This is a genomic window from Serratia grimesii, assembly GCF_900186025.1.
Taxonomy (GTDB): domain Bacteria; phylum Pseudomonadota; class Gammaproteobacteria; order Enterobacterales; family Enterobacteriaceae; genus Serratia; species Serratia grimesii.
The window spans coordinates 4,487,500-4,507,003 of the sequence record NZ_LT883155.1 but is presented as its reverse complement, the minus strand read 5'-3'; the positions used below and the strand labels follow the sequence as shown (position 1 = coordinate 4,507,003).

Annotated in this window: 17 protein-coding genes and 1 riboswitch; of the genes, 9 read left to right on the top strand and 8 right to left on the bottom strand. The window is 53.9% G+C overall.

The annotated features are described in order from the left end of the window. Nucleotides 1-74: 74 nt before the first annotated feature. The gene (gene dnaG / locus SGBXF1_RS21025; RefSeq protein ID WP_061807859.1) at nucleotides 75-1,823 is read right to left on the bottom strand and encodes a DNA primase; all 1,749 of its coding nucleotides are present in this window, start codon (nucleotides 1,821-1,823) and stop codon (nucleotides 75-77) included. Between the two features lie 136 nt (nucleotides 1,824-1,959). Beyond that, on the bottom strand, nucleotides 1,960-2,175 hold the full coding sequence (rpsU, locus tag SGBXF1_RS21020; protein WP_001144069.1) for a 30S ribosomal protein S21: 216 nt from the start codon (nucleotides 2,173-2,175) through the stop codon (nucleotides 1,960-1,962). 326 nt (nucleotides 2,176-2,501) lie between these two features. On the opposite strand from rpsU, the gene tsaD reads away from it, so the two are divergent. Then, nucleotides 2,502-3,515, top strand: coding sequence for a tRNA (adenosine(37)-N6)-threonylcarbamoyltransferase complex transferase subunit TsaD (tsaD, locus tag SGBXF1_RS21015; protein ID WP_061807860.1), 1,014 nt, complete (start codon nucleotides 2,502-2,504; stop codon nucleotides 3,513-3,515). A gap of 33 nt (nucleotides 3,516-3,548) precedes the next feature. On the opposite strand, the gene plsY is transcribed toward tsaD, so the two are convergent. Beyond that, complete coding sequence (gene plsY, locus SGBXF1_RS21010; RefSeq protein WP_061807861.1) at nucleotides 3,549-4,187, bottom strand: glycerol-3-phosphate 1-O-acyltransferase PlsY; 639 nt, start codon at nucleotides 4,185-4,187, stop codon at nucleotides 3,549-3,551. 107 nt (nucleotides 4,188-4,294) lie between these two features. Between plsY and folB the strand changes: the two genes are divergently transcribed. Together folB and bacA are read left to right on the top strand one after the other, a co-directional pair. After that, nucleotides 4,295-4,654 carry a bifunctional dihydroneopterin aldolase/7,8-dihydroneopterin epimerase gene (gene folB, locus SGBXF1_RS21005; RefSeq protein WP_037416487.1) on the top strand — a complete coding sequence of 120 codons (360 nt, stop codon included), beginning with the start codon at nucleotides 4,295-4,297 and terminating at the stop codon, nucleotides 4,652-4,654. Nucleotides 4,655-4,785: 131 nt separating this feature from the next. Beyond that, nucleotides 4,786-5,610, top strand: coding sequence for an undecaprenyl-diphosphate phosphatase (bacA, locus tag SGBXF1_RS21000; protein WP_085119304.1), 825 nt, complete (start codon nucleotides 4,786-4,788; stop codon nucleotides 5,608-5,610). Nucleotides 5,611-5,650: 40 nt separating this feature from the next. Here bacA and SGBXF1_RS20995 read toward each other — a convergent pair whose 3' ends face one another. Beyond that, nucleotides 5,651-6,895, bottom strand: a complete 1,245-nt coding sequence (locus tag SGBXF1_RS20995; RefSeq protein ID WP_061807862.1) for a multifunctional CCA addition/repair protein — start codon at nucleotides 6,893-6,895, stop codon at nucleotides 5,651-5,653. A gap of 123 nt (nucleotides 6,896-7,018) precedes the next feature. Then, nucleotides 7,019-7,639, bottom strand: coding sequence for a TIGR04211 family SH3 domain-containing protein (locus tag SGBXF1_RS20990; protein ID WP_037416495.1), 621 nt, complete (start codon nucleotides 7,637-7,639; stop codon nucleotides 7,019-7,021). A 280-nt stretch (nucleotides 7,640-7,919) separates the two neighbouring features. On the opposite strand from SGBXF1_RS20990, the gene SGBXF1_RS20985 reads away from it, so the two are divergent. The 4 genes from SGBXF1_RS20985 (at nucleotide 7,920) to yjeH (ending at nucleotide 15,105) form a co-directional block, all read left to right on the top strand. After that, a complete protein-coding gene (locus SGBXF1_RS20985; protein ID WP_186427499.1) occupies nucleotides 7,920-9,227 on the top strand; it encodes a CYTH domain-containing protein in 1,308 nt (435 codons plus the stop codon). A gap of 45 nt (nucleotides 9,228-9,272) precedes the next feature. Further along, nucleotides 9,273-12,110: a bifunctional [glutamate--ammonia ligase]-adenylyl-L-tyrosine phosphorylase/[glutamate--ammonia-ligase] adenylyltransferase gene (glnE, locus tag SGBXF1_RS20980; protein ID WP_186427498.1), complete on the top strand. Its 2,838-nt coding sequence runs from the start codon at nucleotides 9,273-9,275 to the stop codon at nucleotides 12,108-12,110. Between the two features lie 93 nt (nucleotides 12,111-12,203). Beyond that, nucleotides 12,204-13,634: a bifunctional D-glycero-beta-D-manno-heptose-7-phosphate kinase/D-glycero-beta-D-manno-heptose 1-phosphate adenylyltransferase HldE gene (hldE, locus tag SGBXF1_RS20975; RefSeq protein WP_012146988.1), complete on the top strand. Its 1,431-nt coding sequence runs from the start codon at nucleotides 12,204-12,206 to the stop codon at nucleotides 13,632-13,634. A 217-nt stretch (nucleotides 13,635-13,851) separates the two neighbouring features. Continuing rightward, nucleotides 13,852-15,105: an L-methionine/branched-chain amino acid transporter gene (gene yjeH / locus SGBXF1_RS20970; RefSeq protein ID WP_037416500.1), complete on the top strand. Its 1,254-nt coding sequence runs from the start codon at nucleotides 13,852-13,854 to the stop codon at nucleotides 15,103-15,105. Between the two features lie 29 nt (nucleotides 15,106-15,134). Here yjeH and ubiK read toward each other — a convergent pair whose 3' ends face one another. Continuing rightward, the gene (gene ubiK, locus SGBXF1_RS20965) at nucleotides 15,135-15,413 is read right to left on the bottom strand and encodes a ubiquinone biosynthesis accessory factor UbiK (protein ID WP_037416503.1); all 279 of its coding nucleotides are present in this window, start codon (nucleotides 15,411-15,413) and stop codon (nucleotides 15,135-15,137) included. Nucleotides 15,414-15,558: 145 nt separating this feature from the next. After that, nucleotides 15,559-15,720: riboswitch (FMN riboswitch) on the top strand. Nucleotides 15,721-15,830: 110 nt separating this feature from the next. Here ubiK and ribB point away from each other — a divergent pair. Next, complete coding sequence (gene ribB / locus SGBXF1_RS20960) at nucleotides 15,831-16,484, top strand: 3,4-dihydroxy-2-butanone-4-phosphate synthase (RefSeq protein WP_037416506.1); 654 nt, start codon at nucleotides 15,831-15,833, stop codon at nucleotides 16,482-16,484. 66 nt (nucleotides 16,485-16,550) lie between these two features. Here the strand turns inward: ribB and zupT are convergent, their stop codons facing one another. Beyond that, complete coding sequence (zupT, locus tag SGBXF1_RS20955) at nucleotides 16,551-17,318, bottom strand: zinc transporter ZupT (protein ID WP_037416508.1); 768 nt, start codon at nucleotides 17,316-17,318, stop codon at nucleotides 16,551-16,553. 296 nt (nucleotides 17,319-17,614) lie between these two features. Between zupT and ygiD the strand changes: the two genes are divergently transcribed. After that, nucleotides 17,615-18,397, top strand: coding sequence for a 4,5-DOPA-extradiol-dioxygenase (ygiD, locus tag SGBXF1_RS20950; protein WP_186427497.1), 783 nt, complete (start codon nucleotides 17,615-17,617; stop codon nucleotides 18,395-18,397). 14 nt (nucleotides 18,398-18,411) lie between these two features. Here the strand turns inward: ygiD and SGBXF1_RS20945 are convergent, their stop codons facing one another. Further along, the gene (locus SGBXF1_RS20945) at nucleotides 18,412-19,437 is read right to left on the bottom strand and encodes a LacI family DNA-binding transcriptional regulator (RefSeq protein WP_037416513.1); all 1,026 of its coding nucleotides are present in this window, start codon (nucleotides 19,435-19,437) and stop codon (nucleotides 18,412-18,414) included. Between the last annotated feature and the right edge of the window lie 67 nt (nucleotides 19,438-19,504).

Sequence of the window (19,504 nt, the reverse complement as noted above, 5' to 3'; positions counted from 1 at the left end):
GCCGTTGTATTCTTTATTCTTCACGTTCTGGCGGCGTTATTGGCGGCTTGAACATGAATTAATTTGGTCAAAAATTAGTTTTTCTTTGCTAACACTTGGTTAAGAGAACGGACTTCTTCACGTTCTTCTGGGCTGAGGCCATGCGTTCTGGCCTGCGCGATCAATGTTTCCAGCCGTTGCTCCAGTACCGAGTCATATAGGCTAGCTAAGGTATCTAAAAAGGTCTGTTCGACCCTGTCCTCAACGATCATATGGTTCCATGTCGCCAAGGTTTCAAGTTGTTGGCTCAATTTGTTGTCGCGATACTGCTCCAACAATTGACCGGTTGTCAGGCCTGGCTGCGCCAAACAGGTCTGCACCAGCTCGACAAACAGCGGTAAGCCCGCCTGTTTAGTCTGCTCCAATCCCTCGAGTGAAGGGATAAGTGTAGCCAGTTGCGGATTTTGTACCAGTAACCCTATTAGTATACGCATGGTTGTGCGTTTTAGCTGGGGCGCCTGATAAGTATTCGCATTTTCAGCCTGCTTGGGCATCAGCTTGTCGAGCTGGCTATCATCCAGCAGACCAAGCTTGCTGCCGAGCTGTTGGCGCAGGTACAAGCGCAACGTTTCGCCCGGCACTTGAGTAATCAGCGGCAGTGCCAGCGTACTTAGCTTGGCGCGACCGTCTGGGCTGCTCAAATCAACCTGCGGCATCAAGGTTTCGAACAGGAAAGTGGAAAGCGGCTGCGCCAGCTCCATTCGTTGTTCGAAGGCCTCTTTGCCTTCTTTACGTACCAATGTGTCTGGGTCTTCGCCATCGGGCAAAAACATAAACCGCAACTGACGCCCGTCGTTCAGATAGGGCAACGCGGTTTCCAGCGCACGCCAGGCCGCTTCACGACCAGCTCTGTCACCGTCATAGCAACAGACAACGTTATCGGTGGCGCGGAACAGCAGCTGAATATGTTCAGCTGTCGTTGAAGTCCCGAGCGAGGCGACGGCATAATCGATGCCATATTGCGCCAACGCCACCACGTCCATATAACCTTCCACTACCAGCAACCGTTGCGGGGTAGGGTGGTTTTGTTGTGCTTCATACAGGCCGTACAATTGACGACCCTTGTGGAATACTTCGGTTTCCGGCGAGTTCAGGTATTTCGGCATGCCGTCACCCAACACGCGCCCGCCAAAGGCGATCACTCGCCCGCGTTTATCGCGGATAGGGAACATCACGCGTTCACGGAAACGATCGTATGAGCGTCCTTGATCGTTAGTCACCAACATGCCGGCATCGTTCAATGCACTACGGCTGTCGGCATCACGACCAAAACGCTTTAATGCGTTATCCCAACCGGCAGGTGCAAAGCCGATAGCAAAATGTCGGATAACATCGTCACTCAACCCGCGCTGTTGCAGATAATCACGCGCCGGCGTACCGGAGGGTTGATGCAGTGACTGTTGATAGAACGCGCTGAGCTGTTCCATCAGTTGATACAGGCTCTGGCGCTGATGACGTTCGATTTGGGTTGGTCCGGAACCTGCCTCGTAAGGCACTTCCAGCCCGTGCATGGTCGCCAGCTCTTCGATGGTTTCAACAAACTCAAGTCTGTCGTAATTCATCAGAAAGTCGACGGCATTACCGTGCGCACCACAACCAAAACAGTGGTAAAACTGCTTTTCGCCATTAACCGTAAATGAAGGCGTTTTTTCGTGGTGGAACGGACAGCACGCGTGATAGTTCTTGCCCTGCTTTTTGAGCTTCACACGTGCGTCGATCAGATCGACGATGTCGGTGCGAGCCAGCAAGTCATTGATAAATACGCGCGGAATTCGTCCAGCCATAAGCCCTTACTTTACTAGCCTATAAACGAGAACAAGCCGCGCATTCCTTTCGGAAAGCACGGCCTTCGTATGCAACTACTCGGTCTGCGCGATTTTTAAAATCAGAAATTCACGCGGCGGGGTTACCCCCGAAGAATTAATACAGACGAGTGCGGCGTGCGTTTTCGCGAGCCAGTTTCTTCGCGTGACGTTTCACAGCAGAAGCTTTAGCGCGCTTACGTTCGGTAGTCGGTTTTTCATAGAACTCACGACGACGAACTTCAGCCAGAACGCCTGCTTTCTCGCAAGAGCGTTTGAAACGACGCAGAGCAACGTCAAATGGCTCGTTTTCACGTACTTTAATTACAGGCATGTGCCTCTCACCTCAATAAAATTCGGTTTGCTGCTGGCCAAGCGCCAGCAATTTCAAAATGGTGCGGAATTTTACTTCAACGGATGCTGCTTTGTAAAGCACCACAGCAAATTGAAACCTGCGGCCACCCTGGTAAAACATGCGCAATTTTGCATCGGGCGCTGATTATAGACTAATCAGAAAAAAATGCTCGTTTTTAATCAAACCGGCATTTATGGCTGGAATCATCAACATAGCCCAATACCTCTGACAAGATGCGCTGTGCTGGCGGTAAACAGGCCTGATTGTGCTAAACTGGCGGCCGCATGTGAATGATGGGAAATGTAATGCGAGTACTGGGTATAGAAACATCCTGCGATGAAACCGGAATTGCAGTGTATGACGATCAGACCGGTTTATTAGCCAATCAATTATACAGCCAAGTGAAGCTGCATGCCGATTACGGCGGTGTGGTACCTGAACTGGCCTCCCGCGATCACGTGCGTAAAACCGTACCTTTGATTCAGGCGGCATTGAAGGAAGCGAACTTGACTGCTGCCGATATCGACGGCGTTGCCTATACGGCAGGGCCAGGCCTGGTCGGAGCCCTGCTGGTCGGCGCTACCATTGGTCGCGCATTGGCGTTTGCCTGGAATGTGCCGGCGGTGCCGGTGCATCACATGGAAGGTCACCTGTTGGCCCCAATGTTGGAAGATAATCCTCCGGCTTTCCCGTTTGTCGCGCTGCTGGTTTCCGGTGGTCATACCCAACTGATCAGCGTGACCGGTATTGGTCAGTACGAACTGTTGGGTGAGTCGGTGGACGATGCGGCCGGTGAAGCCTTCGACAAAACTGCCAAGCTGCTTGGGCTGGACTACCCTGGCGGCCCGATGCTGTCAAAAATGGCGCAACAGGGCACTGCAGGTCGTTTCACCTTCCCACGCCCGATGACCGATCGTCCCGGTCTGGATTTCAGCTTCTCCGGGTTGAAGACCTTCGCTGCCAATACTATCCGCTCCAACGGTAATGACGATCAGACGCGGGCGGATATCGCGCGGGCATTTGAGGATGCCGTTGTGGATACGTTGGCGATCAAATGCAAGCGCGCGCTGGAGCAAACCGGTTTTAAACGTTTGGTCATGGCTGGCGGCGTCAGTGCTAACCGTACGCTGCGGGTTAAAATGGCGGAAATGATGCAAAAACGTGGTGGTGAAGTGTTTTATGCCCGTCCGGAATTCTGCACTGATAACGGCGCGATGATCGCTTATGCGGGCCTGGTGCGGTTGAAAAGCGGCGCTAATCCGGAACTGAGCGTTTCGGTGCGACCTCGTTGGCCACTGGCGGAACTGCCTGCAGTATAAATTAAGAAAGGCCGGGATATCCGGCCTTTTTGATCACTCTTCTTTTTTCTCTTCCTGTTCTACCGCATCCGTTTTCTTTTTGCGGAAGATACCCCAGATTTTCCCTTCCTGACCGCGCCACAAGCGCTGGATATTGTCATGGTGCCGCATCAGGATCAGGCACGACAACATTGCCACTGGGAAGGTAAATTGCGGTTTGAACCACCAGACGTAGAACGGGGCAATTAGCGCGCTGATAATGGCACCGAGTGAAGAATAGCCGCTAAGCAACACGGTCAGCAGCCAGGTACCGGTCATCAGGCCGGTAAGATCCCAGCCGATCGGCGCGATAGCACCAAATGCCGTTGCTACGCCTTTGCCACCGCGGAAGTGGAAGAAGACCGGATAGATATGCCCCACACAGGCAGCGATCGCTGTCAGTCCGAGGTACAGCGGCGGGACATCAAGCTTGTACGCCAGCCAGACCGGCAGCATCCCTTTTAAAATATCGAACAGCAACACTGCTGCCGCGGCGACACGACCGCCGATGCGCAGGACGTTGGTAGCCCCTGGATTCCCTGAGCCATTTTCACGCGGATCGGGCAGCCTGGCGATCCGGCAAACCAGGATCGCACTGGAAACTGAGCCACACAGATACGCGAAGATAATCATGCCAAGCGCGGTAGCACTCATAACGCGGTTCCGTTTAATAAGGGTCGTTTTACTCGCAACATATATGGATAATACGCATATTCCGCTGGAAGTGGTATCCGGCAAGGCCAAAAACAGAGAATGACGTGATGGATATCGTATTTATAGAAGAGCTTACCGTAATTACTACCATTGGCGTTTACGACTGGGAACAAAACATTCGCCAGAAGTTGGTGTTCGATATCGAAATGGGCTGGGACAACCGTCAGGCTGCTGCCAGTGACGATGTGAATGACTGCCTGAGCTATGCCGATATCAGTGAAGCTATTATCCAGCACGTGGAGCCCAATCGCTTTGCGCTGGTAGAACGGGTTGCAGAGGAAATATCTGAAATATTACTCCAGCGCTTCAATTCCCCGTGGGTCCGTATTAAGGTCAGCAAACCGGGCGCAGTTGCACATGCCAACCGGGTTGGGGTGATCATTGAGCGTGGTACCCGTCCGGCGTGACGTTCTGTCATACAGATGCAACTTAAGACCGTTAATTTGGTCCGAACCTGAGAATAGTTTTAGCGGCAATGTATTGAACACTGCCGCTTTTTTATGTTTATAGCCGTAACTTTATAGGGTGATCGAAGCACATGGCGGACATGCATTCACTGTTTATTGCGTTTGTTCTTGGGGTGGTCGAAGGATTAACTGAATTTTTACCCGTATCTTCTACCGGACACATGATCATTGTGGGCGAGTGGCTGGGTTTTACCGGTGATAAGGCTAAAACCTTTGAGGTGATCATCCAACTGGGGTCGATTCTGGCCGTGGTGGTGATGTTCTGGCGCCGTTTGTTTGGGTTGATCGGCATTCATTTTGGCGGTAAACCGGTTGAGCACGAAGGCAAAACGACAGGCCATTTGAAACTGGGCCATATTTTGCTGGCGATGATCCCGGCGGTGGTGTTGGGGCTGCTACTCCATGACTTTATCAAGTCGTTGTTTGCACCGAAAAACGTGATGTATGCGCTGGTGGTCGGCGGTTTCCTGCTCTTGGCAGCGGAATGGTTTAAACCGAAAAAACCAAGTGCGGAAGGGCTCGATGACATCACCTACCGCCAGGCATTTATGATTGGTTGTTTCCAATGTCTGGCACTGTGGCCGGGCTTCTCCCGCTCAGGTTCCACCATTGCCGGTGGTATGCTGGTGGGCGTGAATCGTTACGCAGCTGCGGAGTTCTCTTTCATTCTGGCGGTGCCGATGATGATTGGTGCCAGTGCTTTGGATTTGTACAAGAGTCTGCACTTCCTGACAATGGGCGACTTACCGATGTTTGCCGTCGGTTTTGCCACTGCCTTCGTAGTAGCGCTGATCGCGATCAAGACCTTCCTGTCGCTGATCAAACGCATCTCTTTTGTGCCGTTCGCTATCTATCGCTTTATCGTGGCTGGCGTGGTTTACATGGTCTTCATGTAAGCTGTGCAGCAATAAAAAAACCCCGCGCTGCGGGGTTTTTTTATGCCTGATCGAAAGGGATATCCTGAGTTTGTTTCCATTCAGCCAGCGCTTGTTGACGGCGGCGTTTCAGCTCGTCGCGGATTGCCAGCCCTTGTAGGCCGCTAGCTACCACCTCTTTAACCGACACCGCATTCGCCACCTGAAACGCTTGGCGCAGGTAGTCACCCTGCGGATAAGGGTTGTTTTCAAAGCCGGTACGACCGCGGGCATCGGCTTCGCTGGTGAGGATCATCTGTTCCAGCCGCTGCGGTTTGCGCCAAACATCAACTGCATCAAACAGTTTCAACAATGTCTCCGGGCGCAGCTTGTTTACCGTATGGATCAGATCGTGATATTCAGCGACCAGCTTGGCCAGATCTCGCACCGGGTTGGGCACTCGTAGCCGCTGGCACAGTTCTTCAACCAGCAGCACGCCCGCAGGCCCATGGCCGTGGTGATGTGGCCAGAGCTCTTTTGGCGTCTGACCTTTGCCGAGATCATGACAGAGTGCGGAGAAGCGTACGTCCACGTCAGGGCTGAGTTGGGCAGCAATCGCCAGCGTCATCATTGTGTGAACACCGGTGTCGATCTCCGGGTGCCATTTGGCAGGAGCCGGTACGCCGAACAGGGCGTCGATCTCTGGGAATAGCACGCTCAGTGCCTCACAGTCTCGCAGCACCTGAAAATACACCTGAGGGCTTTGGCTTTGCAGCGCCTTCTCGGTTTCTTTCCATACCCGTTCAGCTGTCAATGCGACCAATTCGCCGCTGCGTGCCATTTGACGCATTAATGCGAGCGTTTCTGGGGCAATGGTAAAGCCCAGATGAGCAAAACGGGCGGCAAAGCGTGCCACGCGCAGCACGCGCAGGGGATCTTCACCAAAAGCATCCGACACATGACGCAGTACACGCGATTGTAGATCGGTCACGCCGTTGAAAGGGTCGATCAGCTCACCGTCGGCGCTCCGAGCGATGGCGTTGATGGTTAAATCGCGGCGTTGCAGATCTTCTTCCAGCGTGACATCGGGGGCGGCGTAGCAGGTAAAACCGGTATATCCCTGACCGGATTTTCGCTCGGTACGGGCCAGCGCGTATTCTTCATGAGTTTCCGGGTTTAGAAACACCGGGAAGTCTTTACCGACCTGCTGATACCCCAGTGCGATCAGCTCTGCCGGTGCGGCACCCACCACCACCCAGTCGCGGTCAAACACCGGTAACTCAAGCAAGCTGTCGCGGACAGCGCCGCCGACCAGGTAAATCTTCACGGTTAACTCCTGAATTTTTCTTAGGGCTCTGTCTATCAGATTACATGAATTGGTGACGGGATGTCGGCGCCAATAAAAAGGGCGCCCCGCAGGCGCCCGATTTCAAACTGAACGATACTAAAATTAGTTCATCCAGCGGTTGTTGCTTTTGCGACGTGGGATCAGGTGCGGCAACAACAAGCCAAGCAGCAAGCCAACGCCGGCTACACCGCCGCCGTACATGAACCACTGCAGAATAATAGTACGCTGTTTGTCATCGAGTTGCAGGTTAACCGCGTTAACCTTTTTCTGGGCGACGACCAGTTGGTTCTTCAGATCTTGGTTTTCCTGTTGCAGACCGCTGATGGTGCTGTCGCTACCCGCCACTTTTTGCTGCATTTCTGCGGTGCGTTGGTTCCAGCTGTTGTCGATGTTAGCCAACTTGTCAGTCAGGGTTTTCACCTGTTGTTCCAGCGCAGGTACTTGGGTACGCAGGCTTGGTGTTTGGCTAAGCTGATCCAGCGGGATCCAGGTGGTGCGGCCCTTGGCATCGCGGATCTGGCCATAATTAGTGCTGTCATTTACGCTCAACAGGGTCACTTCTTCACCGGCGTTCAGGGTACCGACAATACGGTACTGATTACCCGGGCCGCTGTGGACATAAGTATTCAGTTCATCGGAGATATAGCGCTTATCTTCGGCATGTGCGCCCCAAGTGATGCTGAAGCTCAGCACGGCAAGGCAAATTAGGCGTAATTTCTGCATTAGTTCATCGTTTCTGTGTGAATTTATGGGAACGATAGTAGAGCGTTCAGTCTGACGACGCAACGCAAAAACCGGAATGAGAACTATCTTACTGTGGCAGATTCTGTGAGTTGCGCAGCGTTTTATAACGTAACAGGTTTTTTCTGCAGTTAGCAGGGTTAAGGCGCTGGGAATCGCGGTAAGATAACGGCAACTGTGCGTCACCGGGCAGAACGTGGCAGGTCAGGCCTGCCGCCGTGAAGGCTGACGCGAATGCGTAACTTATTGGTGTAAAAGACTTATGACCGTTGAAATAGAACTGAAATTTATTGCTACCCCGGATGCTGTTGCCGCTTTGCCGCAGCAACTGGCGGCTTGGCCAAACCAACATTCCGCGCCGCAAAAACTGACCAATATTTATTTCGAAACCGCTGATAATTTTCTGCGTGGTCACGACATGGGGCTGCGCATCCGTGGGTTCGATGACAGCTATGAAATGACCATCAAAACCGCCGGTAAAGTCGTCGCAGGCTTACATCAGCGCCCGGAATACAATGTCGCGATCGCCACGCCAGAACTGGCGCTGGATCAGTTCCCGGCGGATATCTGGCCGCAGGGCTGTGATATCAAAGCGTTACAGCAGTCGCTCCAACCGTTGTTCCGTACTGATTTTGTGCGGGAAAAGTGGGTGGTCACTTACGGTAAGAGCGAGATTGAGGTTGGTCTTGATCAGGGCGAAGTGAAAGCGGGAGAGCTGAGCGAAGCACTGTGCGAGATCGAGCTGGAGCTTAAAACCGGGAATACCGAAGATTTGCTGGCGCTGGCTAACGCACTGGCAGAACACGGCGGCCTGCGTCAGGGTAGCCTGAGTAAAGCAGCGCGTGGTTATCATCTGGCACAAGGTAATGCCCCACGTGAGCGCCACCCGTTGGCGGTCTTGAAACCTGCGGTAAAATCCAGCGTTGAACAAGGGATGATCGCCAGTTTTGAATTGGGTTTGAGTCATTGGCAATATCACGAAGAACTGTGGCTGCGCGGAGATACTCAGGCACGCCGTTCCGTTATGGAGGCGATTGCACTGATCCGCCAAGCTCTGGTGATCTTTGGCGGCCTGGTGCCGCGTAAGGCCAGCGCCGATCTGCGCGCCCGCTTGACTGCACTGGAACCGCTGCTGATCGATAAAGCCACTCAGCCACAGGAGCTGTGCTACAGCGCAGAGTATCTGCAATGTAAGTTGGAACTCACATCATGGTTGGTGACCGGCGCCTGGCGTCCGTTTATTGATGCCAAGGCGCAGGCTAAGCTTGACGGTTCTTTCAAACGTTTCAGCGACATTATGCTGGGGCGTAGCGCTGCGGAATTGAAAGACGCTTTTACCCGTACGCTGAACGATGATGAATACGAAGAACAATTGCCACGTCTGACGCGTCAGGTCTCGGCATTTATCCTGCTGTCAGGTGCTTACCCTGACGACGAAACCGGCCCCTACATCGACGGCTGGCGTGAGCTGCAGTTGGCGATAGCCGAACGACGCCAGGGCTGGTACGAAGGCAGCCGTAAGCAAGCCTTATCGCATGCGCCATTCTGGTTAAACGGCGCGCTCCGCTAATTAAGCTGGCCTGCGAGGCGTGGGCCGCAGAACGGATCATTCATTATGTTGCCACTCTCAGCAGCGTTACAGGCTCAGGCACAGAACATCGTGCAGCGTTTTCAGGAAACTCAGGGCGCGGACAGCGCGCTCAGCGATCAGGAACAGCGGGTTTTAGCGTCGAGTGACTTTGTCTGTGACATGTTACTCCATCAGCCGGAATGGCTGGAGACACTGCGCAAGCAACCGCCGGTGGCGGACGAGTGGCTGCATTACGCCGCCTGGCTGCAGGATGATTTGGAAGAGGTGCGCGACGAAGCGCAACTGATGCGCGTACTGCGCCTGTTCCGGCGTGAGACGCTGGTGAGGATTGCTTGGGCGCAGGCGCAAGAACTATGCAGCACGCAAGAGACGCTGTTGCAGCTCAGTGGGCTGGCGGAAACGCTGATTGTCAGTGCTCGTGATTGGTTGTACCAAACTTGCTGCCGTGAATGGGGGACGCCGTGCAACGCTCAGGGCGTACCACAGCCGCTGCTGATCCTCGGCATGGGGAAGTTGGGCGGTGGCGAGCTGAATTTTTCATCCGATATTGATCTGATCTTTGCTTATCCGGAAAACGGCCAAACTCAGGGCGGACGGCGTGAACTGGATAACGCCCAGTTCTTCACCCGCCTGGGGCAGCGGTTGATCAAAGCGCTGGATCAACAAACTATCGACGGCTTTGTTTATCGTGTGGACATGCGGCTACGGCCCTTTGGCGACAGCGGTCCACTGGTGATGAGTTTTGCCGCGCTGGAAGACTATTACCAAGAGCAAGGGCGCGACTGGGAACGTTATGCGATGGTGAAAGCACGGCTGATGGGCGGTTCAGAAGACGCCTACAGTGAGGAGTTGCGCAAAACTTTGCGACCGTTTGTCTTCCGCCGCTATATCGACTTCAGCGTGATCCAGTCACTGCGCAATATGAAAGGCATGATTGCGCGTGAGGTGCGGCGGCGTGGGTTGAAAGATAATATCAAGCTGGGTGCTGGCGGCATTCGCGAAATTGAATTTATCACTCAGGTATTCCAACTGATCCGTGGTGGGCGTGAACCTGCATTGCAGGGGCGCTCCTTACTGCCGACATTACAGGCCGTGGGGGAGTTGGGGTTGCTGGAGTCGCAACAGGTCCAGGCAATGAGCGCCAGTTACCTGTTCCTGCGTCGGTTGGAAAACCTGCTGCAGGCGATTGCCGATCAACAGACACAAACGCTGCCGCAAGATGAACTCGATCAAGCGCGTTTGGCTTGGGGGATGGGGTTCGGTGACTGGTCGGCACTGTTGACCACGCTCGATGGGCATATGCAAGCAGTAAGGGCCGTATTTAACGACTTGATTGGCGACGATAGCCCAGATGTTGGTGAAGATCCGGATTATCAGAACTACCACAGCTTGTGGCAGGATGCCTTGGAAGAAAACGAGTTGGCACCGCTGACGCCGCACCTGGACGAAGACGCGCGCAAGCAAATGTTGCGTACCATTGCTGAATTCCGTCATGACGTTGATAAACGCACCATAGGTCCACGTGGCCGGGACGTACTTGATCAACTGATGCCGCGCTTACTGGCGGAGGTGTGCCCGCGTCAGGATGCGCCGACTGCATTGCTGCGTTTGACTCAGTTGCTGCTGAGTATCGTGACCCGTACCACCTACCTTGAACTGCTGGTGGAATACCATGCAGCACTTAGCCATTTGATTCGTCTGTGCGCTGCCTCGCCGATGGTTGCCAACCAACTGTCGCGTTACCCGTTATTGTTGGATGAATTACTGGATCCAGCGACGCTCTATCAACCGGTAGCTCCGGATGCCTATCGCAGCGAACTGCGCCAATACCTATTACGGGTACCCGAAGACGACGAAGAGCAGAGGCTGGAGGCATTACGCCAGTTCAAGCAGGCCCAACAGCTGCGTATTGCCGCCGGGGATATCTCGGGCGCGTTGCCGGTAATGAAAGTGAGTGATCACCTTACTTACCTGGCTGAAGCCATCATCGACACAGTGGTGCAGCAGGCGTGGAACGATATGGTTGCGCGTTATGGCCAGCCGACGCATTTGCAAGAACGTGAAGGGCGTGGTTTTGCGGTGATTGGTTATGGCAAGCTGGGCGGCTGGGAGCTGGGTTACAGTTCTGATCTTGATCTGGTGTTTATTCTGGATTGCCCACCGGAAGTGATGACCGACGGGGAGCGCAGTATCGATGGCCGCCAATTCTATCTGCGTCTGGCACAGCGTGTGATGCACCTGTTTAGTACCCGTACCTCGTCCGGCATATTGTATGAAGTTGATGCCCGTTTGCGGCCATCGGGTGCGGCTGGCATGTTGGTCAGCACCGTCGAGGCGTTTGCAGATTATCAGCAAAACGAAGCCTGGACCTGGGAACACCAGGCACTGGTGCGGGCGCGCATTGTGCATGGCGATCCGGCGTTGCATCAGCAGTTTGACGTTATCCGTCGTGAGATCCTGTGCAAACCGCGTGATCCAGAAACGCTGCGGCGTGAGGTCCGTGAGATGCGGGAGAAAATGCGCAGCCACCTTGGCAGCAAGCAACGTGATCTCTTTGATATCAAAGCGGATGAAGGCGGGATCACCGATATCGAATTTATTGCCCAGTATCTGGTCTTAGGCTATGCGGGCGCCGAACCGCGCCTGACGCGCTGGTCTGATAATGTGCGTATTTTTGAGTTGATGGCCAATTACGACATCATGCCGGAAGAAGAGGCGCGTGCGCTGACCCAAGCGTATGTCACCATGCGCGATGAGATCCACCACCTGGCGCTGCAAGAGCATTCCAGCAAGGTCAGTAATGGGCAATTCATTGCCGAACGTGAGCAAGTCCGCGCCAGTTGGGTGAAGTGGCTGGGCTGAGCAAGCCAGTTGCGCAATACGTTTTGCAGCTATTACAAACGTCTGTGGTAATATCTGCGCCACTAAAATTTTGTACTTTTTTGGAGTTATCGGATGAAAGTTACACTGCCTGATTTTCGCCGCGCCGGGGTATTGGTGGTGGGTGACGTCATGTTGGATCGCTATTGGTATGGGCCGACCAGCCGTATTTCACCGGAAGCGCCGGTGCCGGTGGTCAAGGTTGAAACCATTGAAGAGCGTCCCGGCGGTGCGGCTAACGTGGCGATGAATATTGCTTCGCTGGGTGCTAACTCACGCCTGGTGGGCTTGACCGGTATTGATGACGCAGCGCGGGCGCTGAGTGCCAAATTGAACGAAGTGAACGTGCGCTGTGATTTTGTCTCGGTGCCGACGCATCCGACCATCACCAAACTGCGCGTGTTGTCACGTAATCAGCAATTAATCCGTCTCGATTTCGAAGAAGGCTTTTCTAACGTCGATCCGCAGCCGCTGTTGGAACGTATTCAGCAGGCATTGCCGCAGATTGGCGCGTTGGTCCTGTCTGATTATGCCAAAGGTGCGCTGAGCCAGGTGCAGAGCATGATCCAACTGGCTCGTGCTGCCAAAGTCCCAGTGCTGATTGATCCTAAAGGCTCTGATTTCGAGCGTTATCGCGGTGCAACGTTGCTGACGCCAAACCTGTCCGAATTCGAAGCGGTGGTAGGTCACTGCAAAGACGAAGCCGAACTGGTTGAGCGTGGCATGAAGCTGGTGGCGGACTTTGAGCTTTCTGCACTGCTGGTCACCCGTTCCGAACATGGTATGACGCTGTTGCAGCCGGGCATCGCGCCTCTGCACTTGCCAACGCTGGCGCAGGAAGTGTTTGACGTTACCGGTGCCGGCGATACCGTTATCGGCGTGTTGGCTGCGGCACTGGCTGCCGGTAACACACTGGAAGAGTCCTGTTTCCTGGCCAATGCCGCCGCTGGCGTGGTGGTGGGTAAGCTGGGGACGTCTACCGTTTCACCGATCGAACTGGAAAACGCGGTACGTGGCCGGGCCGAAACCGGCTTTGGCGTGATGACCGAAGCCCAGTTGAAAACCGCTGTGGCGCAAGCCCGTCAGCGCGGTGAGAAAGTCGTGATGACCAACGGTATCTTTGACATTCTGCATGCCGGTCACGTCTCTTATCTGGCGAATGCCCGCAAACTAGGCGATCGCCTGATCGTAGCGGTAAACAGTGATGCCTCTACCAAACGTTTGAAGGGCGAAACCCGCCCAGTCAACGCGCTGGAAAACCGCATGATTGTACTGGGTGCACTGGAAGCAGTGGACTGGGTGGTGCCATTCGAAGAAGACACGCCACAACGCCTGATCGCCGATATCCTGCCGGATCTGCTGGTGAAAGGCGGTGACTACAAGCCTGAAGACATCGCAGGCAGCACTGAGGTGTGGGCCAATGGCGGCGACGTCAAAGTCCTGAACTTTGAAGACGGCCTGTCGACCACCAACATCATCAAGGCAATCAAAGACGGGCGTGGCTAACATTTTATTTTTAGCCTAAATAATTCGAGTTGTATCAAGGCGGCAATCGAGGGAGACCGATGAACTTACATGCGTAAGTGATTCGGGTGACAAATCTGCCGGGAGCAGATTTGAACGCTGTGTGCAGCGGCCCGAAGGGGAGGCCCATGGATGGGCCATAACTGAGCGGCCAACGCGGATACAGCCTGGAGTATGAAGGATAAAACGGTGGTGGGCAGTGAGTGGACTGAAGCAAGAGCTGAGTTTGGCGCAGGGCGTTGGGCTATTGTCCACCTCACTGCTGGGTACCGGCGTATTTGCCGTTCCTGCTTTGGCGGCCCAGGTGGCGCAGGGCGATAGCTTGTGGGCTTGGCCTGTGCTGATTGCATTGGTCTTCCCTATTGCTATCACCTTTGCGGCTCTGGGGCGGCATTTTCCCAGTGCCGGTGGTGCTGCTCACTTCGTCGGCCTGGCCTTTGGCCCGCGTATGGCGAAGGTGACCGGCTGGCTTTTTTTGTCGGTGATCCCCGTGGGATTGCCAGCGGCATTGCAGATTGCCGCAGGTTTTTGGCAGGCCACATTCGGTTGGAGTGCCAACGGCCTGCTGCTGGTGCAGATTGCCACGCTGGTGATTATCTGGTTACTGGGCATGCGCAGTGCTGGTTCCAGCGCTAATGTTCAAACGTTGATCGCGATTCTGGTGGTGGCGCTGGTCGCCGCTATTTGGTGGCGAGGCGATATTTCACTGACTCACATTCCCTGGCCGACGTTCACCGAAATTTCTCCCCCTAATCTGTTCCATGCACTGGCAGTGATGTTCTGGTGTTTTGTTGGTTTGGAGGCGTTTGCGCATTTGGCGACAGAATTCCGTAACCCAGAGCGCGATTTTCCACGTGCGCTGTTGTTTGGCATGTTGGTTGCCGGGGCGGTGTATTGGGGGTGTACCGTAGCGGTATTGCATTTTCATGCCTACGGTGAGCATCAGGCGGCGGCTGCGTCGTTGCCAGGTATTGTGGTGCAACTGTTTGGCCAACATGCGCTGTGGGTGGCCTGCATCATTGGTTATCTGGCCTGCTTCGCCAGCGTGAATATCTATACGCAAAGCTTCGCAAGGCTGGTGTGGTCGCAGGCGCAGGATCGCCCTGACAGCGCGCTGGCCAAACTGTCCGCCGGGCAGGCACCTGTCAATGCACTCAGCGCAGTGGTCGGCAGTTGCCTGTTGTTCACCTTGCTGATTTATACATTGAATCTGCCGCTGGATACGTTGCTGGTGTATGCCAATGGGATCTTCGTGTTTATTTATCTGTTGTGCATGCTGGCGGGCTGTCGGATTTTGCATGGGCGTTCGCGCCTAATGGCGGCGACGGGCTTGGGGTTGTGTGTGTTGTTGATGGTGATCATCGGCTGGAAAAGCCTGTATGCGCTAGGAATGTTTGTACTGATTGGGTTGATATTGCAATTTACGTCGAAGGCGGCGTTGAAACAGCAATAAGGGCGCGGTACTGCGCCCTTATCAATAACTTACTCTGCGTCAGGCTGTTGTGCTACTGGTGCTGTGTTCAGCTTGCTTTCCAGCTCGTTCATACGCTGTTCCAGCAAGGCCAGTTTTTCACGGGTACGCAGCAGCACCTGAGTCTGCACGTCGAACTCTTCGCGGTTAACTAAATCCAGACGGGTGAGCTGTGACTGCAACACCTGACGGATTTTCTTCTCAACGTCTTCCCCGAATTCGCGCACACCTTTAGGCATGGACTCATGCACCTGACGTGCGATCTGTTCAATTTTTTTCGGGTCAATCATGGCGTATCCCTTTCAGAGTTTAATAGCTGTCGCCTAGTGTAATGCGAGTTGCCCGCCGGATAAACTATTAACCGCATTCCCTGATGCTGACCGAATTGTGCTTTTGCCAATTGCCCTGATTAATCATTAGCGTTATAGTCGAGAAGCTTATTCTCAGGGCGGGGTGCAAGTCCCCACCGGCGGTAAATCACCTTTTACGGTGAAAGCCCGCGAGCGCTCAGCCAGTCTTTTGCAGTTTGGTTAGAGGTCAGCAGATCCGGTGTAATTCCGGGGCCGACGGTTATAGTCCGGATGGGAGAGAGTAACGGTATCTGCCGGGTTTGTGCCCGCTTGCGTTATTTTTTTAGCTATTGCTAGCTACTCCTCAAGTTCGCCCTGGTTCTGGTAATCCATAATTTATTAATGAGGTTTTTTACCATGAATCAGACCCTACTTTCAGATTTCGGCACGCCGGTAGAACGCGTAGAACGCGCTCTTGAAGCATTGCGCAATGGGCGCGGTGTGATGGTGCTCGATGATGAAAATCGTGAAAACGAAGGTGACATGATCTTCGCCGCAGAAACCATGACCGTTGAGCAGATGGCACTGACCATCCGTCACGGCAGCGGTATTGTGTGCTTGTGTCTCACCGAAGACCGCCGTCAGCAGCTTGAGTTGCCGATGATGGTGACTAATAACTCCAGTCAGTTCCAGACAGCTTTCACCGTGACGATCGAAGCGGCGCAGGGCGTGACGACCGGTGTTTCTGCTTCCGACCGCCTGACCACTATCCGCGCGGCTATCGCTGATAACGCCAAGCCGAGCGATCTGAACCGCCCAGGCCACGTGTTCCCATTGCGTGCACAACCGGGTGGCGTACTGAGCCGTCGTGGCCATACCGAAGCGACTATTGATCTGGTGGCAATGGCGGGTTTCAAACCTGCCGGTGTGCTGTGTGAACTGACTAACGATGATGGCAGCATGGCGCATGCGCCGGAAGTTATCCTGTTTGCCAAACAGCATGACATGACTGTGCTGACTATCGAAGATCTGGTGGCTTATCGCCAGTCTCACGAAAAGAAAGCCAGCTGATATCCGACTGATTTTCTGAATATGAAAAAAGCCGCGTAACGCGGCTTTTTTTGTGCCTGAAAATGATTAACTGATGCCGCCGCTTTGCAATAATGCCAGGCTGAATCCCATTACTGCCATCCCACACAGCACGCCGTAGCTTGGGTTATTATGTGGGTCGATTTCTTTCGCTAATGGCATCAGCTCATCAACCGATAATGCCACCATGATACCGGCAACCGCGGCCATAATTGACGCCATTACTACCGGCGAGATCATCGGCCCGAGCAGCAGAAATGCCAGTACACCCCCGAGAATTTCCGCCAAACCGGAAATACCTGACCACAGCAGCGCTTTGGTTTTTGATCCGGTGGCGGCATACACCGGACCGGCGACCGCCAAGCCTTCAGGGATATTATGGATGGCAACGGCCAGCGCGATACCCATTCCCAACTCCAGATCGGTACTGGCGGTAACGTAGGTAGCAATACCCTCAGGGAAATTGTGCAGGCTAATGCCCAGCGTCAGTAAAACAGCGGTACGTTTCAGATTGTGCGGCTTGAGCGGTTTCTGCAGCAAATCCTGTGGATGCTGGTGCGGCAGCATGCGATCCAGCGCAAAGTAACCCAAAAGGCCAAGCATGAACATGCTGTAGCCCAGCATAGGCGACATACCAACGGTGTGCAGCGCAGCGGGTAACATTTCCATCAGTGATATCAACAGCATAATCCCGGCGGCGAAGCCGAGAGCAAACGCCAGCATTCGGTTGGATGGCTTCTGGCCAATAATGCCGAACAGCGCACCGACAAAGGTGGCGCCGCCAGCCAGCAAGGTCAGGAGTAGCGGTACGGACATAGTTGTCTCCTCATACCCGTCGTTTCAAGCGACAGCGTTGTTACCTGCACGCTGGGGATGAGCGAATTGGGCACCTGTCTGCAACTTGAAAGCTACCGGGTATATGCTGAAATTATTGTTTATTTTCTGATACTAACAGACCAAAAGTATAAATCGAATGGATTTAGCTGATTGCTTCCATTGCTTTAACCATTCAAATTTATTGAAGATCATCATCACGGTTATCCGGCTGTGCCATTGAGGCAAACAGCGTAGTCTAGTCCTCAGAATATATTGTGACTAACCAAGGATCCTGTATGAACACCTCTCGTATGCCTGCACTTTTCCTCGGTCACGGTAGCCCGATGAACGCACTGGAAGAAAACCGCTACACTCAGGCATGGCGGCAGCTTGGTGAAACATTGCCACGTCCAAAGGCTATCGTCGCTGTTTCTGCCCACTGGTACACCCGTGGCACCGCGGTGACGGCGATGGAGAAACCAAAAACTATCCATGACTTTGGTGGGTTCCCGCAGGCGCTGTTTGATACACAGTATCCGGCTCCGGGGTCACCTGCGTTGGCGGCACAAATCCAGCAACTACTGGCGCCAATCAACGTCACTTCAGACGTCAGTGAGTGGGGATTAGATCATGGTACCTGGGGTGTACTGATCAAGATGTACCCTGATGCGGATATCCCGATCGTACAGCTCAGCATCGATGGTACCCAGCCGGCAGAATATCATTATGAGCTGGGTCGCAAGCTGGCAGCATTGCGTGATCAAGGGGTGATGATCGTCGCCAGCGGCAACGTGGTGCATAATCTGCGCATGGTCAAATGGCAGGGCGAAGCTACCCCGTATCCGTGGGCGGCATCGTTTGATAAATTCGTGCGGGATAACCTGACTTATCAGGGTAATAACCATCCGCTGGTGAATTTTATGCAGCACGAAGGTGCGGCGTTGTCGAACCCAACGCCGGAACATTTCCTGCCACTGCTGTATGTGCTCGGTGGTTGGGACGGCAAGGAAGAAATCACCGTACCGGTAGATGGTATCGAGATGAGCTCTTTGAGCATGTTGTCGGTACAGGTCGGCTAATCTGTCACGCCAGCTTAGGCTGGCGTAGATTTATTGGCAAAACCGCAAGATTCTCGGATCACCAATGACGGTGGCAGAATGATGCGTTTTGGCGGCTCATCATTGCCTTGAATACGACTGTACAGCAATTCCCCGGCCTTGCGACCGATCTCGCGTGAGGCCACTGATACGGTGGTTAAACCCGGCTGTACCAAAGACGCTTCGGTAATATCATCAAACCCAATCAACGCAAAATCTCTGCCAACCTGGCGGTCGAACTTACGTAATGTCTGCATCACACCCAACGCAACAATATCCTGATAGCACAACGCTGCAGTGATTTCAGGGTGGGCCATCAACAACTGTTCCGCAGCTCTGGCACCAGAGCTCTGGCTCGCTTCACTGTCTACGATCCATTCCCCTTTTACCACAATGCCGTGTTCAACCAGCTTGCTGGTGTAGCCTCCAAGTCGCTGCGCGCGGGTGGTAGAGCTGATGGAGCCCCCAATAAACGCGATATGACGGTGTCCCAAATCCAGCAGGTGCTGAGTCGCCAATTGGGTGCCCAAGAAATTATCGGTGCCGACAAAGTCAAAGTGCGCATCGGCCACCGGGCGGACTACCATAATGGCCGGTATCTTGCGGCGTTTCAGTGTTTCAAAAAACAGGGTAGGTGTTTGCCGGGCGGCGCACAGCACCATGCCGCTGGCACTGTTCTGCAGCAGCGAGTCGACAAATTTTTGCTGTCTGTCAGCCGACTCTTCGCTGTTAGCCAGAAATAGCATCAACTGATGACGTTCCATCTCTTGGCTAAGCCCAGCGGTCATCTCTGCATAAAACGGATTGGTGATATCGTGCAGTAGCAGACCGACCTGATTGCTGCTGCGATTACGCAGGTTAGCGGCGGTCTGGTTGTATACGTAGCCCAATTCATCAATGGCGCTCAGGACTCGCTTACGGGTGTCATCCGATATGCGGCCGCGGTTGCGCAATACCATCGATACCGTGGCGGTAGAAACTTTTGCATGTGCGGCGACGTCCGCCAAGGTAATTGTGCTCATTTGATGTCCTGTCGGTACTGTTTGTCAGACTAAGGTATAACGATTAACCTAATTTTTTAAAATAACG